Origin of the sequence: Bacillus sp. RIT 809 (genome assembly GCF_016892495.1) — a bacterium.
Taxonomy (GTDB): Bacteria; Bacillota; Bacilli; order Bacillales; family Bacillaceae_G; genus Bacillus_A; species Bacillus_A cereus_U.
The window spans coordinates 175497-191512 of record NZ_JAFEMR010000009.1; the positions used below are offsets into that span (position 1 = coordinate 175497).

Sequence of the window (16016 nt, forward strand, 5' to 3'; positions counted from 1 at the left end):
GTTTTTGGAAAACCTTTTCTTTTTTAGGTAGGAGAGATGGCCCAGCGATGAGTGGTAGCGGTTAGTGCTTAATTGATGCTCGAACGATGTGTTTAAACCCCGGATAGGAAAAGAGAGGAAGGCTGCTTTTGTGTTTGAGGCCGGTAATATTGTGGAGAGCCCCCTTCTTTTATAGGTAGAAGGGATGCTCCAGCGATGAGTGGCGGTTGTGTTTAATTGGTGCTCGTACCCCCCAGGTATGAAGACTGGTTCTATGTTCAAGGCTAGCATCGGGACAAAATGATGAATTTATATAGAGGTGAGTGAAATGAAGGTAGTAGTTGGATCGAAGAATAAAACGAAAGTTGGGGCTGTGGAGAAGGTTTGGAAAGATGCTGAAATTACATCTCTTTCTGTTCCGTCAGGAGTGGCAAACCAGCCTTTCTCAGATGAAGAGACGATGCAAGGAGCAGTAAATAGGGCGAAGAGAGCGTTACAGGAAGGTGAAGCTCATATCGGCATTGGGCTAGAAGGCGGCGTTATGAAAACGGAGCATGGGTTATTTATGTGTAACTGGGGTGCTTTAGCGACGATTGACGGTAAAACATTTGTAGCAGGCGGGGCACGTATTAAGTTACCAGACGATTTTTTAGCACCGCTTGAAGAAGGAAAAGAGCTAAGTGAAGTGATGGAAGAGTTTGTAGAGCGAAAAGATATTCGTAGTCACGAAGGTGCTATCGGTATTTTTACAGATGATTATGTCGACCGAACGGAGTTATTTGTACACGTTGTTAAGTTACTTGTTGGGCAATATAAGTATGATGAAAAGCAAGCATAAACCTTGCACCATGCGCGATGTATGGTAGTATAAAGAAAAGATTATAGTGTGAAAAAAGTGCACTCGTTAGAGGAGGAAATATAGATGAAATCATTAGAAAGCATGGAACAATTCCAAGAATTAAAAAATGAAGAGAATGTAGTCTTCATGTTCTCAGCAGAATGGTGCCCAGATTGCCGTTTCGTTGATCCATTTATGCCAGAAGTAGAAGAGAAGTATAGTGATTTCTCATTTTACTATGTAGATCGTGATGAGTTTATTGATCTATGCGTGAAAGTAGACGTATTTGGCATTCCAAGCTTTGTAGCGTACAATAAAGGTGAAGAAACTGGACGCTATGTAAATAAAGATCGTAAAACACAAGAGCAAATCGAAGAGTTTATTGAAGGTTTAAAATAAGACAATTAGCCAATTGAATTGTAAAAACAACCTCTACCTTCGCGGGGGAGGTTATTTTTTTGGAAGGGAGGAAAAAGAGATGAAAATGACAAGTAAAAAGATGAGAGACGAGTTAATGAAGAAATTATCTCGACCAGAATGGGATTTCCATTATGATAGCGAGAAAGAAGTTCTTCGTATTGAACAAACAGACTCGAAAAAAGGTATTAACGTATCACTTCCAGGAGTAGTTGCAAAATGGGAAGTGAACAAAGAAAAAGCGATTGAAGAGGTCGCTTATTACGTACAAGAAGCGCTAATTGCAATGCATAAAGAAGAAAATAGCACGGCGAAAATTTTACCTGTTATCCGCTCTACTTCTTTCCCAAAGCAATCAGAAGAAGGAAATCCGTTTATTATGACGGACCATACGGCGGAAACACGTATTTACTATGCGCTAGATTCTAATAAAACGTATCGATTAATTGATGAGCGCTTATTGCAAAAATTAGAGCTTACAGAGCAGCAAGTGTGTGAAATGGCATTATTCAACGCTCGCTCATTAGGTTATGAATTTAAACAAGAAACAGTAGCTAATAATACATTCTACTTTTTAAACACAAATGATGGGTATGATGCGAGTCGTATTTTAAACGAATCGTTACTACACTCGATGCGTGAAAAGATCTCTGGTGATATGGTTGTTGCTGTTCCTCACCAAGATGTATTAATTATTGCTGATATCGTCAACGAAATCGGTTATGATATTATTGCACAAATGACAATGAAATTTTTTGCCGAAGGGCATGTTCCGATTACATCACTTTCATTCGTATATGAAGATGGGGACTTTGAACCAATCTTTATTTTAGCGAAGAATCGGAAGAAGACAGATGGAAAAGAGAAAGGATGAACGAAGTGAACGTTTTTTACAACCTTGAAGGAATTGGTGACACTTTAATTGTTACCTTACAAGATATTACTTTAGAAAACCGTACATTTGACCGCAAAGGAGATGTTGCTCGCGTTTATGATCGTGAAAGCAACGTAACAGGAGGATTCAACATCTTTAATGCGTCTTCTTATGTAGAAGTAACAGACAACGGAAACGTTACATTAACGAAAGAGTTTGTTGAAAAAATTAACGACATTTTAGCAAAGAACGGCTTTGAAGAAAAAGTAGAAGCTGACTTCACGCCGAAATTTGTTGTAGGCTATGTAGCTGAAAAAGAGAAGCATCCAAATGCTGATAAATTAAACATCTGTACAGTAGAAATCGGTACAGAAACATTACAAATCGTATGTGGTGCACCAAACGTTGATGCAGGACAAAAAGTTGTCGTTGCGAAAATCGGTGCTGTAATGCCAAGCGGTATGTTAATTAAACCAGCTGAACTTCGCGGTGTTCCTTCTTCTGGAATGATTTGCTCTGCACGTGAATTAGAGCTTCCAGATGCTCCAGAAGAAAAAGGTATTCTTGTATTAGAAGATAGCTTTGAAGTTGGACAAGAATTTAAATTTTAATTGATATTAGAAAAGTAGCCTCGCATACGTGAGGCTATTTTTTTTGTGCGGAACTCCTAGCATTGTAACGTTTCCTCTCAAAATCTATATTGTATTTTAAAAATAGATTAGGTAAAATTTAGAAAAAAGAAGGGGATAGACGTATGAAACAACAACCAAAAATTGCAGAACTTCTGAAACGAATTGAAACTTCAAAACAGCAAGATATCGAGTTAGGTTCCTATGAAATATATTTATTTAGCGAAGATGAATTAGAAAAAGGACAAATCGGTTACCGATATGATAAACATAAAAATTCATTAATAAGCAATGAAAGTGGAAAATGGCAAGAAGGATGGATTGTTATCGGATATGAAACGGATATGGGAGATCCTGTTTTCGTTAATGTAGCTGAAGATACTTATCCTGTTTATACAGCTGAGCGCGGTACGGAAACGTGGCAACCGGTTTATATCGGAAATATGGATGATATTATAAAAATACTATAAGAAAATGCTTTGAGCCCGGTGCAAAGTGATAGGAGAGAAAAATGAAGTATATAAAAATAATGTGCGCTATTGCAGTCATTGGAATATATATGGGAGGTTGTTCACAAGAACAACCGAAAAAAGAAACAACATCTTCTGTACAAGAAAAAAACAACGATAAAAAAGAAGACGCACCGGTAGAAAAGCAGCAAGAAGAACAAGAAAAGAAAGAAGAACCGCAAGCAATTCAAACGAATGAACAAGTTGAACTTAAGCAGGAGGAAGTGTCGGTCAAAGAAAAGACAGAGGAAATCCCGCCGGCACAGACGACTGAACAGCCCGTACAAAATAATGAACAAAAAGTAGAGAGTAATGAGAAACAAGAGAAGTTTCTCGTCGTTATTGATCCGGGGCATCAACAAAAAGCGAATTTAAATTTAGAGCCAATTGGTCCAGGAGCAACTACGCAAAAATATAAAGTAACAGACGGAACAACGGGAGTTGTAACGAAAAAGAGGGAATCAGTTCTTGTATTAGAGATGGCTTTTATATTGAAAGAAAAACTGGAAGCAAAAGGTATACAAGTATTGATGACAAGAACGTCACATGAGGTTGATATAAGTAATAAGGAACGAGCGGCATTCGCGAATGATCATAAGGCGAATTTATTTTTACGTCTTCACGCGGATGGTTCTGAAAATCCAAACCAAAGTGGGTTCGCTGTATTGACGCCAGCAGAAGGAAATCAATATACGAAAGAAATCTATGCTGAAAGTCTTCAAGTCTCTCAAACAATTGTAAACAAAATGAGGGGAAATCATCAGGTGAAAGTAAATGGAATTAAATTTCGAGATGACCTTTCTGGATTTAATTGGTCGAAAGTACCTGGAGTACTATTAGAACTCGGATTTATGTCAAACCCAGAAGAAGACAAAAAATTATCAGACCCACAGTATGTAAATTCTTTATTACAAAGCGTGACGGATAGTGTAGATGAATATCGGAAAAATAAAGCTTAAATTGCAGTCTTATATGGAAGGCTGCTTTTTTCTATATACAAAACACTCGTAAATTAGAATATTATGGATAAAGTTAATATGCTTAATTTTACCTGCACTTTTTGCCGAATGCTGATACAATAAAGGTTGTTACTATTTAGTAGAAAGAGTGGTAAGCATGTTAGATTGGATGAAAAAGCTGTTTAACAAAGAGGAAGAAAAAACAGCGATGAATAAAGAAGTACCAAAGCAAATTGCAAGTCAGCCGAAAATTCCTCGTGTAAACCACTACACTGAAGCAAGAGAAGCACAAATGGCAAATCGGAATGCAGGGAAATGTCGGTTTCCATTAATACCAGATAATGGATTCGATGAGGAGGATGTAAGAGAACTGCCTAACTTTGAAGAACAACCTATTCAAAGAGGAGCATATGAAGAACAGCCTACTCAAAGAGGAATAAAGGTGGAAAGAAGCAGACGACCGTATGTGGAAACAGAAGCACCTACATATGAGGAACCGGAATTGCAATATGAACCGGAACCAGAGCCTGTCGTAAAAAAAGCATTCGTACCGTCGAAAGAAAGTAACCGTAGACCATTTCGTCCAACAGAAATGATTTCTCCGATTTATGGATATAACCGTCCTTCAGTAGAAACGAAGGTTGTGCAGGAGGAAGAAAAGGAAAGAGAAGATCTTGAAATATCTGTTGAAGGAAAAGCTGTTGTTGACGCATGGTTAGAGAAAAAGGGATATACATTATCTGACTTTTCGGGAGTTCTACAAGGAAGTTCATCTGTTAAGAACGGAGTGAACGAACGAAGTAATAAAGTAGAAGAAAAATCGGTTGTGGATACATGGTTAGAGAAAAACGGTTACGAAGTTGAACGTCAAGCCCCTTCATTAGAAGAAAGCCTAAGTGATGATTTGCTTCATAAAACAGTAGGACAGCATGTGGAAGAAGAGGCTACAATTGTACAAGCCTTGAAGCAGGAGCAAGATGTAGTGGCGTTATCATCTACAGAAGATAACGAAGAAACTTTACAAGAAGAGTCAATAGATTCTAAAGTAGAGCATGTGTATTCGATATTAACAGAAGAAAATGAATGTAATACAGAAATAGAAGAAACTGTTGCTGAAGTTGCAGCAAATCAAGTCGAAGAAGAAATCTTAGAAGATGTAGTGATTGTAAAAGCAGATGAAAAACTTGAAGAAACAATTACTATAGAAATACCAGATGCTTTTGAAGAAGAATCTAAGGAAGCAGAAGAAGTTGTGGAATTAGAAGAATCTGAGGAAGCAGAAGAAGTTGCGGAATTAGAAGAACCTAAGGAAGCAGAAGAAGTTGTGGAATTAGAGGTATCTGAGGAAGCAGAAGAAGTTGTGGAATTAGAAGAATCTGAGGAAGCAGAAGAAGTTGTGGAATTAGAAGAATCTGAGGAAGCAGAAGAAATTGCGGAATTAGAAGAACCTAAGGAAGCAGAAGAAGTTGTGGAATTAGAGGGATCTGAGGAAGCAGAAGAAGCTGCGGAGTTAGAAGAATCTGAGGAAGCAGAAGAAGTTGCGGAATTAGAGGAATCTAAAGAAGCGGAAGAAGTTGCGGAATTAGAAGAACCTAAGGAAGCAGAAGAAGTTGTGGAATTAGAAGAATCTGAGGAAGCAGAAGAAGCTGTGGAATTAGAGGAATCTAAGGAAATAGAATCAGTTACGGAATTCGCATTAGAGGAAACACCACAAGAAGAAGTAATTGAAGAAACGATGAATACAGGGTCGTTAGAAAATATAGCAGTTGAAGAGCAACCAGTGATTTCTCAGCAAGAAACAATTGAGTTCATGGAAGAAAGTGAAGTATTCGTACCAGTTTCAGAAGCAGATGAGCAAACGAAGAAAGATGTTCAAAGCTTTGCGAATGTTTTAATTGAAGAAGCTGAAGAAAAGAAACAAGTTGTTGAAGAACAGCCTGCTGCACAAAAAGAAGAGCCGAAACGTGAGAAAAAGCGTCATGTTCCATTTAACGTTGTCATGTTAAAACAAGACAGAAAGAAGTTAATGGAAAGACATGCGGTACGAACGAACGTAACGCAATCTACTGTGGGTGAACGAGTAACGGAAAAACCAATGCAGCAAGTAGTGGTAGAAACCCAAGTAGAAGAAAAACCAATGCAGCAAGTGGTAGTAGAAACCCAAGCGGAAGAAAAACCAATGCAGCAAGTGGTAGTAGAAGCTCAAGTGGAAGAAAAACCAATGCAGCAAGTGGTAGTAGAAGCTCAAGTGGAAGAAAAACCAATGCAGCAAGTGGTAGTAGAAGCTCAAGTGGAAGAAAAACCAATGCAGCAAGTGGTAGTAGAAACCCAAGCGGAAGAAAAACCAATGCAGCAAGTGGTAGTAGAAGCTCAAGTGGAAGAAAAGCCAATGCAGCAAGTGGTAGTGGAACCACAAGTAGAAGAAAAACCGATGCAACAAGTAGTGGTGGCTGAACAAGTACAAGAGAAAGCATATGTTGTAAATCAAAAAGAGAACGATATGCGCAACGTACTACAAACGCCGCCGAAGTATGAATTTCCGCCATTAACGTTGTTGACAATTCCGCAGCAGGCAGCATTAGATAATACGGAGTGGCTAGAAGAACAGGAAGAATTATTAAATACGACATTTAATAATTTCCATGTTGGAGCACATGTTATTAATGTGTCACAAGGGCCGGCGGTAACTCGTTTTGAAGTACAACCAGACCCAGGTGTGAAAGTAAATAAAATTACAAATTTAAGTGATGATATTAAGTTAAGTTTAGCTGCGAAAGATATTCGAATTGAAGCACCAATTCCAGGGAAGAGTGCAATTGGAATTGAAGTTCCGAATAAGGAAAGTAAGCCAGTATTCCTTCGTGAAATTTTAAGAAGTCCTGTATTTACAAAGAGTGAATCACCGCTTACAGTTGCGCTGGGGCTTGATATTTCAGGTGATCCAATTGTAACGGATATTCGAAAAATGCCACATGGACTTATTGCGGGTGCAACTGGTTCAGGGAAAAGTGTGTGCATTAACGCGATTTTAACGAGCATTTTATATAAAGCGAAGCCGCATGAAGTGAAGTTGATACTAATTGATCCGAAGATGGTTGAGCTGGCACCATACAATTCTGTTCCGCATCTTGTAGCACCTGTTATTACTGACGTAAAAGCAGCTACAGCCGCGTTAAAGTGGGCGGTTGAAGAGATGGAACGTCGTTATGAATTGTTTGCTCATGCTGGTGCTCGTGATTTGACTCGTTACAATACGATTGTAAGTGGGAGAGAAATCCCAGGTGAGACATTACCTTATATTGTAATCGTCATTGATGAGTTAGCGGACTTAATGATGGTTGCTCCTGGTGATGTTGAGGAAGCGATTTGTCGTATTGCACAAAAAGCTCGTGCTTGTGGTATTCACTTATTAGTTGCGACGCAGCGTCCATCTGTAGACGTTATTACAGGTTTAATTAAATCAAACATTCCAACGCGTATTTCGTTTACGGTATCATCTCAAGTTGATTCGCGTACGATTATCGATATCGGGGGCGCGGAGAAATTACTTGGCCGTGGTGATATGCTATTTTTAGGAAACGGCACATCTAAACCAGTTCGTGTACAAGGTGTATACGTATCAGATGATGAGATTGAAAGAACCGTTGATCATGTGAAAAAGCAAATGAAGCCAAACTACTTATTTAAGCAAGAGGATTTATTAGCAAAATCAGAGCAGAGTGAGTCTGAAGATGAACTATTTTTTGATGCATGTCAATTTGTTGTAGAGCAAGGGGGAGCGTCCACATCTTCTGTACAGAGAAAATTCCGTATTGGTTATAATCGCGCGGCACGTCTAATTGAAGAGATGGAATCGCAAGGGATTATTTCTGAAGCAAGAGGAACGAAACCGAGAGATGTCCTTATTTCTGAGGATGAATTTGCCGCTATGCAGGAAACGAATGTATAGGAAACGGTTTTGCTGTATACTAAGAGAAAATGTTGGATAGTAAAGTAGGGAGTAAAGCGACATGAAAGAAATTGAATTAAAATTAAAAGGTGAAATAAATCGACTAACAAATAAAACATTTAAATTTGATGAACGTGTTGGAGAAGGCTGGTTCTCTGCCGTTTACTTTTTAAAAACTAGAGAAATCATTGAAGAATTTCGCCCGAAAAGTGTTGTAACAATGCAGTTTTTCCAAAAAGAACATTCAGTTCTTTGCGGAGCAGATGAGGTAATCGCATTGCTACAAACATTCGCCAAAAATCCTGAGGAATTAGAAATTCATTCTTTAAAGGATGGCGATAATATTAGTCCTTTTGAAACAGTTTTAACAATTCATGGTCCTTATGAATACTTCGGCTTTTTAGAAGGTGTAATTGATGGGATTTTAGCTCGTCGTACATCAGTTGCGACAAACGTATATAACGTTGTCCAAGCTGCACGTAGTGTAGATAAAGAAAAACCGGTTATTTTCATGGGAGATCGTGACGATCATTATACTCAACAAGCTGGTGACGGCTATGCGGCATACATCGGAGGTATGAGCGCACAAGCAACGCATGCAATGAATGAATGGTGGGGCAGAAGTGGTATGGGGACGATGCCTCACGCCTTAATTCAAATGTTTAATGGTGATGTTGTTGAAGCAGCAAAGGCATATCATAAAAAATTCCCAGAAGATGAATTAGTCGTACTAATTGATTATAACAATGATGTCATTACAGATGCACTTCGCGTAGCGCGTGAATTTGGATCAACATTAAAAGGTGTACGTGTCGATACGTCTCGTACAATGATTGATCAATACTTCATTCGTCACCCAGAAGTACTTGGAACATTCGATCCACGTGGTGTAAATCCATCACTTGTATTTGCACTTCGTAAGGCTCTTGATGAGGAAGGGTTCCAACATGTAGATATCGTTGTAACTGGTGGGTTTGATGAGAAGCGTATTCGTGAATTTGAAGCTCAAAATGTTCCTGTCGATATATACGGAGTAGGAAGTAGCTTATTAAAAATGAATATTGGTTTTACTGGTGATAACGTAGAATTAAATGGAAAACCAGAAGCAAAAGCTGGTCGTAAATACCGTCCAAATTCACGTCTAGAGCGTGTTCAATTAGAAACAAAAGAAGATATGTAAAAGCGAGAAAAACTGATAGGTGATTGACCCTATCAGTTTTTCTGTTATCATAGTATAACAGCTTGTTTTTTGCTATAATAAATGTGTTATGGACATAAAAGAAGTACGTACGAGTTTATCACTGATAAGTGAATATAAAAAGAAATTCACTGCATCAGAAATGTATGATGATTACCAAAATAAGAAAAGATTCATATACTGTCTTATAGATAGGCCGTTGTATTAGTTCGAAATGTTGGAGGTTCTTTAAGATGACAGTTTACCATTTTGTAGGAATTAAAGGAACAGGAATGAGTTCATTAGCGCAAATTCTTCATGACATGAAGCATACTGTTCAAGGGTCTGATTATGAAAAGCGTTTCTTTACACAAATAGCATTGGAAAAGCGTGGTATTTCCATCCTTCCTTTTGATAAAAATAATATTAAAGAAGGACAAGTGATTATCGCGGGAAACGCATTTCCTGATACGCATGAAGAAATCGTAGCAGCAAAAGAATTAAATATCCCAGTACATCGTTATCATCACTTCTTAGGTGACCTTATGAATCAGTACACAAGTGTTGCAGTAACTGGTGCACATGGAAAAACATCAACTACAGGTTTGTTAGCCCATGTAATGCAAGGTGCACACCCAACATCTTACCTTATTGGAGATGGAACTGGGCATGGGGTAGAAAATAGTAAGTATTTTGTATTTGAAGCTTGTGAGTATCGTCGTCATTTCTTGTCTTACTATCCAGACTATGCAATTATGACAAATATTGATTTCGATCATCCAGATTATTTTTCAGACATCAATGATGTATTTAATGCATTCCAAGAGATGGCATTGCAAGTGAAAAAAGGTATTATTGCATGTGGTGATGATGAAGAACTTCAAAAAATTCAAGCGAAAGTACCTGTTATTTTCTATGGATTTGGAGAAGATAATGATTTCCAAGCACGTAACATTCAAAAGAGAACTGATGGTACTATATTCGATGTATTCGTTCGTAATACGTATTATGACACGTTCAAAATTACAGGATACGGCGATCACAGCGTATTAAATGCATTAGCAGTTATCGCGCTTTGCCATTACGAAGACGTTGATGTAGAAGCGGTTAAACATCAACTAACAACATTTGAAGGTGTTAAACGTCGCTTTAATGAAAAACCGATGGGAGAGCAAGTTATCATTGATGATTATGCACACCATCCGACAGAAATTAATGCAACGATTGAAGCAGCTCGTCAAAAACATCCAGAGCGTGAAGTTGTCGCTGTATTCCAGCCACATACATTCTCACGTACAGAGAAATTTTTAGATGAGTTCGCAGAAAGCCTAAGTAAAGCTGACCAAGTATACTTATGTGATATTTTCGGATCAGCACGTGAAAATAAAGGTGAATTAACAATTGAAGATCTGCAAAAACGTATCGATGGCGCAGAGCTGATTACAGATACAACAACAGAGGTATTAAAGAAACATAAACACGGCGTTCTTATTTTCATGGGCGCAGGTGACATCCAAAAATTCGAAGCAGCTTACGTAAAAGAAGTTCAAGTTGCAGAGAAGTAAGAAAAAAGACGCATAGCTATGGCTGTGCGTCTTTTTTGTGCTGTTGTGGGTGTACAGCGTTGTCGAATCTAGTCGGTAAGTCGATATATTTCAAAAAACGTTGATATATTATGGTGCATTTCTTTAGTTTTAAATGTTAGAATAATAAGAAAAATAAAAAGGGGCTAAAAAACATGTTCACACTCCGAGTAGATGATGAAATCGAATTACAACTATTAGAAAAACATCATAAAGAGGAATTATATCAATTATTAGATCAAAACCGTAATCATTTAAGAAGATGGCTTCCTTGGGTGGATGGGACGAAATCTGCTGCTGCTTATGATGATATTTTTCCGATGTGGTTAAAGAAATTTGCAGAGGGAGACGGTTTTGAAAGTGGTATCCGCTACAAAGGAAAGCTCGTTGGGATGGTGGGCATTCATCCGGTGAGCTGGGGTAAGAAAGCTACGAGTCTTGGATATTATCTTGCAGAAGATGCTGGCGGAAAAGGTGTTATGACGCGAAGTGTGAAGACTGTGCTTCATTATGCATTTGAAAATTTAAAGCTGAATAAAATTGAAATCCGTTGCGGTGTTGAAAATGTGAAAAGCCGTGCGATCCCAGAACGCTTAGGCTTTAAGTTAGATGGAATTTTACGAGATGAAGAATGGTTGTATGACCATTTTCAGGATATTGCTGTTTATAGTTTACTAGCTTCAGAATGGAAAGAAATTCGATGAATGAGAAGATTTGTATCATTCCATATGAAAGTAAGTTTCAAGATGAAGTAATAGATCTCATTGTTCATATTCAGCAAAAAGAATACAATGTCCCAATTACGAAAGAAGAGCAGCCTGACTTACTAGAAATAGAAACGTTCTATCAAAGAGACAGCGGAAACTTTTGGTTAGCAACTTATGATGGGAAAGTAGTTGGAACGGTAGCTTTATTAGATATTGGGAAGCATCAAGTAGCGCTAAGAAAAATGTTCGTGAAGAAAGAGTTCCGCGGAAAAGAATGGGGCGCATCACATACGCTACTTCAAACGGCAATTTCTTGGGCGAAAGAAAAGAACTTGGAAGACATTTATTTAGGAACAACAGTTAAATTTCTAGCAGCACACCGTTTCTACGAAAAGAATGGTTTTCAAAGCGTGAGTATAGAAGAGTTGCCAAAAAGTTTTCCAGTGCTAGAGGTAGATAAGAAATTTTATAGGTATACTGTTTAAAAAGGTCATTCATAAATGGCCTTTTTTTATGAACTAAAATGGAAAACATGGTATAATTTGGTTAGGGGGTGCATGTATGGATTTTCCAATTCAAAGAAGTAAGTCAGCGGTAATTTTCGTTAGTCTCACATTAGCTTTTATGTTTGTGTATCCAATTGTCATGCTTTTCACAAATAAAGAGCAGTGGATGTCAGCGTTGATTGGAATGGGTTTATGCTTCATTGTAAATGTACCAATCGTTTGGGAAATATTTATTAAAAAACATAAGGTGGAAAATGGCGTATTAAAGTACGGTATTTTAAATGATGATGTTGTATTAAAAGATATAAGAATTGTTCGTCAAGTTGGGAAATCCCTTGAAATTACGACGAATGCATATAAAGTACATATGATTGCGATGCCGCAAGATATGACAAGTTTTTTGTCACTTGTTGAAAAAGAGAATCCACATGTGAAAATAGAAATGCCCGTAAAAGCCCGATTGGTGAGGGCTAATAATCAGTGGGGGATGAACAAAACCCCCCACTGATTAAAGTTTCACTTTATTTTGTTTGGAAATTTTGTTTGTGCTTGTTGGTTGCACTAGAGTATATATGAAATGGGATCTGCCCTTATATGTCCCAATATTAATAGGTACTATCGCAGTGACGCTTTTATTTTATTTTCATTTTCAGCAAACAAAAAGCGAGAAAAGTAGCTCTATATAAAGTAGGGGGATTAGAAATGAAAAAAATCTGTACGTTGTTTTTGTTTCTGCTAACCACATCTATTCTTTTAATAGGATGTAGTGCGAAGAAAGAAAAGTCTGATGTTAGCTTTGAAAAGGCACAAAAAATTGAAATAGAATCGCTTACTGATTTGAGTGATAAAAAAACAATTACCGATAAGAAAGAAATCACAAAGTTGTTTGAATCAATCAAAATGGATGAGTGGGAAATGGAATCGGCGCCTTTAGATACTCCGCAAGGGAAAACGTTTAAAATGTATCAAGAGGATACACCGAAATTATTGGATTCGAGTAAAGATAAAAAAGAGTTACATGAAATTGGTACTATGACAGTATATAAAGATGTCCCTTATGTTGAGGTTGAATTGAAAATTAATAAAATAAAAAATAAAAATAGTTTTAAAGTACCAGAAGATGTGGTTAAAAAATTATTAGAGTATTAATGAAAAAGCGCTCGGATAGAATTCCAAGCGCTTTTCATATTATTTTAAGTTCTCTGGGTTTAAAGCTTCTAGTTCAGTTACAACGAATCGTCCGTCTTTACGGATTAATACGTCGTCGAAGTAAATTTCACCGCCGCCGTATTCAGGGCGCTGAATGCATACTAAATCCCAGTGGATGTTAGAGTTGTTGCCGTTCCATGCATCGTCATAAGCTTGTCCAGGTGTGAAGTGGAAGCTACCATCGATTTTTTCATCGAATAGAATGTCTCCCATTGGATGTAAGATGTATGGGTTTACGCCGATTGCGAACTCACCAACGTAGCGTGCGCCTTCGTCTGTATCGAAGATTTTGTTAATGCGCTCTGAATCGTTTGCAGTTGCGTCAACGATTTGGCCATTCTCAAATTTAAGTTGCACATTTTCAAATGTATAGCCGTTGTAAGGTGATGGCGTGTTATAAGAAACTGTACCGTTAACAGAATCGCGAACTGGTGCAGAGTATACTTCACCATCTGGAATGTTTAAATGACCTGAGCATTTAATAGCTGGAATGTCTTTAATAGAGAATGTTAAGTCAGTTCCAGGGCCAGTTAAGCGAACCTTATCAGTTTTATTCATTAATGTAACAAGGCTATCCATTGCCTTATCCATTTTACCGTAATCTAAGTTACATACCTCGAAGTAGAAGTCTTCGAAAGCTTCTGTGCTCATTTTAGCAAGCTGCGCCATAGAAGCATTTGGGTAGCGAAGAACAACCCAGCGTGTTTTCGGAACACGGATGTCTCTATGAACCTTTTTACCAACTGTTTGGCCGTGAACTTTCATGCGCTCACTTGGAACGTCGGCTTGTTCGTTAATGTTATCGCCAGAGCGAAGACCAATGTAAGCATCCATATCTTTCATTACGCTCGCTTCATATGCAGCGATTTGTTCGAAATGTTCTTCAGTAGCACCCATTAATAAAGAGCGATCTACTTGATGATCTTTTAAAGAAACGAATGGGAAACCACCAGCTGCATATGCTTCTTTTACAAGTGCTGTTACAAGTTCTTTTTGTAAGCCAAAGTTTTCAATTAATACTTTCTCACCTTTTTGTAAGCGGATAGAGTAGTTAATTAAATTGTATGCTAACTTTTCAATACGTGGATCTTTCATATGTAAAGCCTCCCTGCTAATTATGTATCCTTTCCTATTGTAACCTACTTAGTGGAATTTGTTGAATGATTTATGTTAAAGTTAACGAATAAGTATGAAAATTCTAATGAAAAGATAGGGATTAGAACGAAACGGAAAATGATTGTATAATAAGAGAAAGTATGAAAAAGATAAAGGAAGTGATGAAATGCAAGTTCTTTTATATGTAAGTGCGGCTATTATTGCAGTTGCTTTCGCTGTATTAGTAGTGTATGTATGCAGAACGTTGTTATCGGTTCAGAAGACGTTAGAAAATGTTGCAAGTACGTTAGAAGGTTTAGAAAAGCAAATGCAGGGAATAAGCGTAGAGACGGAGCAATTATTACATAAGACAAATGCGTTAGCTGATGATATTCAACAGAAGTCACAGTCGCTAAATAAAGTAGTAGAAGGTGTAGATGGAATCGGAACGACGATCCACTCTTTAAATACGAAGCTTCGCAATGTATCAGAGTCTGTTACAGACGAAATTGAAAATAATGCAGATAAAGTGGCACAAGTTGTACAGTGGAGCAGCGCAGCAATTGAAGTATACAATCATTACCGTACTACGAGACAAGAGAAAAAGATTGAAAAAGAAGAGCGTAAACTTGAGAAAGCTGAGCAGAAGGCTGAAAAGAGAGAGAAGCGCTCTAGACTTCGCATGAGAGGTGAGTAATGATGAGTATGATGAAGATTGAAACAATTGAAGAACTTGAAGCGTTAGTAGAAAAGAACGAGCCTTACGTTCTTTTTAAACATAGTACGACATGCCCAATTAGTCACGGTGCATATACAGAGTTTCAAGCGTATTGCGGTGAAGAAAGAGAAGTGCCAGCATATTACTTATACGTACAAGATGCGAGAGATGTTTCGAACCATGTTGCAGAGCAGTACAGCATTAAGCATGAATCTCCGCAAGTGCTATACATAAAAGATGGAATGGTAGTATGGCATACATCGCATTGGAATATTAAAAAAGAAGCTTTAGAAGAGAATGTAAAATAGGGGGAGGCAAGCGAAGGGCTTGCTTCTTTTTTATTTTGTTGCCATATATTTAACGCATTATCCGAAAGAAGTCTCCTTCCTCAAGCGTGTGACAGACGATAGTCTAGCGGTAGGTGGGAGATGAATTTCGGTTTGGCGTAGCCGAAAATTTGGTTTTCCTATTTATTTCGGCTCTGATATAATCAGTTTTATAAGAGGCGAAATTTGGTATAATAATGAAAGTAGATAATAATCGTGTAGTGTTCAGGTTGTATTATCACCGTCATAGCTTATGGAAAATGAAGGCGAAAAGTGAGGTGAACTGATATGACAAAGCATAATAAGGCGTACAAATTTCGTCTGTATCCAACAGAAGAACAAGCCTATCTGATACGTAAAACTTTCGGGTGTGTACGCTTTGTGTATAATAAAATGCTGGCTGAACGGAAAGAAGTATACGAAAAGTACAAAGAGAACAAGGAAGAACTAAAGAAACAAAAATTCCCTACTCCTGCGAAATACAAAGCAGAGTATGAATGGTTGAAAGAAGTCGATTCATTAGCACTGGCCAACGCTCAAC

The 16016-nt window shown here is 37.8% G+C and carries 17 protein-coding genes; 16 read left to right on the forward strand and 1 reads right to left on the reverse strand.

Going from position 1 to position 16016, the window contains the following annotated elements:
- Positions 1 to 307: 307 nt before the first annotated feature.
- From JTF23_RS12365 to JTF23_RS12425, 13 genes are all read left to right on the forward strand, one after another.
- The gene (locus tag JTF23_RS12365; RefSeq protein WP_199708928.1) at positions 308 to 817 is read left to right on the forward strand and encodes a DUF84 family protein; all 510 of its coding nucleotides are present in this window, start codon (positions 308 to 310) and stop codon (positions 815 to 817) included.
- 84 nt (positions 818 to 901) lie between these two features.
- Complete coding sequence (locus JTF23_RS12370) at positions 902 to 1216, forward strand: thioredoxin family protein (protein WP_002015619.1); 315 nt, start codon at positions 902 to 904, stop codon at positions 1214 to 1216.
- A 79-nt stretch (positions 1217 to 1295) separates the two neighbouring features.
- The gene (locus JTF23_RS12375) at positions 1296 to 2108 is read left to right on the forward strand and encodes a DUF1444 domain-containing protein (RefSeq protein WP_204208865.1); all 813 of its coding nucleotides are present in this window, start codon (positions 1296 to 1298) and stop codon (positions 2106 to 2108) included.
- Positions 2105 to 2719 (forward strand): YtpR family tRNA-binding protein, encoded by a 615-nt coding sequence (ytpR, locus tag JTF23_RS12380; RefSeq protein ID WP_002112328.1) that lies wholly within the window; start codon positions 2105 to 2107, stop codon positions 2717 to 2719. The genes JTF23_RS12375 and ytpR overlap by 4 nt, the downstream gene beginning before the upstream one ends.
- A gap of 143 nt (positions 2720 to 2862) precedes the next feature.
- Complete coding sequence (locus JTF23_RS12385) at positions 2863 to 3207, forward strand: thiamine transporter (protein ID WP_204208866.1); 345 nt, start codon at positions 2863 to 2865, stop codon at positions 3205 to 3207.
- Positions 3208 to 3248: 41 nt separating this feature from the next.
- Positions 3249 to 4205 (forward strand): N-acetylmuramoyl-L-alanine amidase, encoded by a 957-nt coding sequence (locus JTF23_RS12390; RefSeq protein ID WP_204208867.1) that lies wholly within the window; start codon positions 3249 to 3251, stop codon positions 4203 to 4205.
- Between the two features lie 157 nt (positions 4206 to 4362).
- A complete protein-coding gene (locus JTF23_RS12395; protein WP_204208868.1) occupies positions 4363 to 8154 on the forward strand; it encodes a DNA translocase FtsK in 3792 nt (1263 codons plus the stop codon).
- A gap of 61 nt (positions 8155 to 8215) precedes the next feature.
- Positions 8216 to 9334, forward strand: coding sequence for a nicotinate phosphoribosyltransferase (locus tag JTF23_RS12400; protein ID WP_002112321.1), 1119 nt, complete (start codon positions 8216 to 8218; stop codon positions 9332 to 9334).
- Between the two features lie 251 nt (positions 9335 to 9585).
- Positions 9586 to 10896, forward strand: a complete 1311-nt coding sequence (murC, locus tag JTF23_RS12405) for a UDP-N-acetylmuramate--L-alanine ligase (protein ID WP_088079502.1) — start codon at positions 9586 to 9588, stop codon at positions 10894 to 10896.
- A 173-nt stretch (positions 10897 to 11069) separates the two neighbouring features.
- Positions 11070 to 11618: a GNAT family N-acetyltransferase gene (locus tag JTF23_RS12410; protein ID WP_204208869.1), complete on the forward strand. Its 549-nt coding sequence runs from the start codon at positions 11070 to 11072 to the stop codon at positions 11616 to 11618.
- On the forward strand, positions 11615 to 12106 hold the full coding sequence (locus JTF23_RS12415; protein ID WP_204208870.1) for a GNAT family N-acetyltransferase: 492 nt from the start codon (positions 11615 to 11617) through the stop codon (positions 12104 to 12106). The genes JTF23_RS12410 and JTF23_RS12415 overlap by 4 nt, the downstream gene beginning before the upstream one ends.
- Positions 12107 to 12182: 76 nt before the next feature.
- On the forward strand, positions 12183 to 12635 hold the full coding sequence (locus JTF23_RS12420) for a PH domain-containing protein (RefSeq protein WP_252188011.1): 453 nt from the start codon (positions 12183 to 12185) through the stop codon (positions 12633 to 12635).
- Positions 12636 to 12829: 194 nt separating this feature from the next.
- Positions 12830 to 13276: a hypothetical protein gene (locus tag JTF23_RS12425; RefSeq protein ID WP_204208871.1), complete on the forward strand. Its 447-nt coding sequence runs from the start codon at positions 12830 to 12832 to the stop codon at positions 13274 to 13276.
- 39 nt (positions 13277 to 13315) lie between these two features.
- On the opposite strand, the gene JTF23_RS12430 is transcribed toward JTF23_RS12425, so the two are convergent.
- Positions 13316 to 14431: an aminopeptidase gene (locus JTF23_RS12430; protein WP_002034367.1), complete on the reverse strand. Its 1116-nt coding sequence runs from the start codon at positions 14429 to 14431 to the stop codon at positions 13316 to 13318.
- A gap of 187 nt (positions 14432 to 14618) precedes the next feature.
- Here JTF23_RS12430 and JTF23_RS12435 point away from each other — a divergent pair, with 187 nt between their 5' ends.
- From JTF23_RS12435 to JTF23_RS12445, 3 genes are all read left to right on the forward strand, one after another.
- Positions 14619 to 15128 carry a DUF948 domain-containing protein gene (locus tag JTF23_RS12435; protein WP_012261840.1) on the forward strand — a complete coding sequence of 170 codons (510 nt, stop codon included), beginning with the start codon at positions 14619 to 14621 and terminating at the stop codon, positions 15126 to 15128.
- 2 nt (positions 15129 to 15130) lie between these two features.
- Positions 15131 to 15457 carry a bacillithiol system redox-active protein YtxJ gene (ytxJ, locus tag JTF23_RS12440; protein WP_002145356.1) on the forward strand — a complete coding sequence of 109 codons (327 nt, stop codon included), beginning with the start codon at positions 15131 to 15133 and terminating at the stop codon, positions 15455 to 15457.
- 306 nt (positions 15458 to 15763) lie between these two features.
- On the forward strand, positions 15764 to 16016 hold a 253-nt coding region (locus tag JTF23_RS12445), incomplete at its 3' end, for a helix-turn-helix domain-containing protein (protein WP_204208872.1).

Bases quoted from the DNA above. Each gene is read 5' to 3' on its own strand.
- JTF23_RS12410 (WP_204208869.1), top strand. From the start codon at position 11,070: ATGTTCACACTCCGAGTAGATGATGAAATCGAATTACAACTATTAGAA.
- JTF23_RS12415 (WP_204208870.1), top strand. From the start codon at position 11,615: ATGAATGAGAAGATTTGTATCATTCCATATGAAAGTAAGTTTCAAGAT.
- JTF23_RS12370 (WP_002015619.1), top strand. From the start codon at position 902: ATGAAATCATTAGAAAGCATGGAACAATTCCAAGAATTAAAAAATGAA.
- JTF23_RS12420 (WP_252188011.1), top strand. From the start codon at position 12,183: ATGGATTTTCCAATTCAAAGAAGTAAGTCAGCGGTAATTTTCGTTAGT.
- ytxJ (WP_002145356.1), top strand. From the start codon at position 15,131: ATGAGTATGATGAAGATTGAAACAATTGAAGAACTTGAAGCGTTAGTA.
- JTF23_RS12435 (WP_012261840.1), top strand. From the start codon at position 14,619: ATGCAAGTTCTTTTATATGTAAGTGCGGCTATTATTGCAGTTGCTTTC.
- JTF23_RS12385 (WP_204208866.1), top strand. From the start codon at position 2,863: ATGAAACAACAACCAAAAATTGCAGAACTTCTGAAACGAATTGAAACT.
- murC (WP_088079502.1), top strand. From the start codon at position 9,586: ATGACAGTTTACCATTTTGTAGGAATTAAAGGAACAGGAATGAGTTCA.
- JTF23_RS12400 (WP_002112321.1), top strand. From the start codon at position 8,216: ATGAAAGAAATTGAATTAAAATTAAAAGGTGAAATAAATCGACTAACA.
- JTF23_RS12390 (WP_204208867.1), top strand. From the start codon at position 3,249: ATGAAGTATATAAAAATAATGTGCGCTATTGCAGTCATTGGAATATAT.
- JTF23_RS12375 (WP_204208865.1), top strand. From the start codon at position 1,296: ATGAAAATGACAAGTAAAAAGATGAGAGACGAGTTAATGAAGAAATTA.
- JTF23_RS12395 (WP_204208868.1), top strand. From the start codon at position 4,363: ATGTTAGATTGGATGAAAAAGCTGTTTAACAAAGAGGAAGAAAAAACA.
- JTF23_RS12425 (WP_204208871.1), top strand. From the start codon at position 12,830: ATGAAAAAAATCTGTACGTTGTTTTTGTTTCTGCTAACCACATCTATT.
- ytpR (WP_002112328.1), top strand. From the start codon at position 2,105: ATGAACGAAGTGAACGTTTTTTACAACCTTGAAGGAATTGGTGACACT.
- JTF23_RS12430 (WP_002034367.1), bottom strand. From the start codon at position 14,431: ATGAAAGATCCACGTATTGAAAAGTTAGCATACAATTTAATTAACTAC.
- JTF23_RS12365 (WP_199708928.1), top strand. From the start codon at position 308: ATGAAGGTAGTAGTTGGATCGAAGAATAAAACGAAAGTTGGGGCTGTG.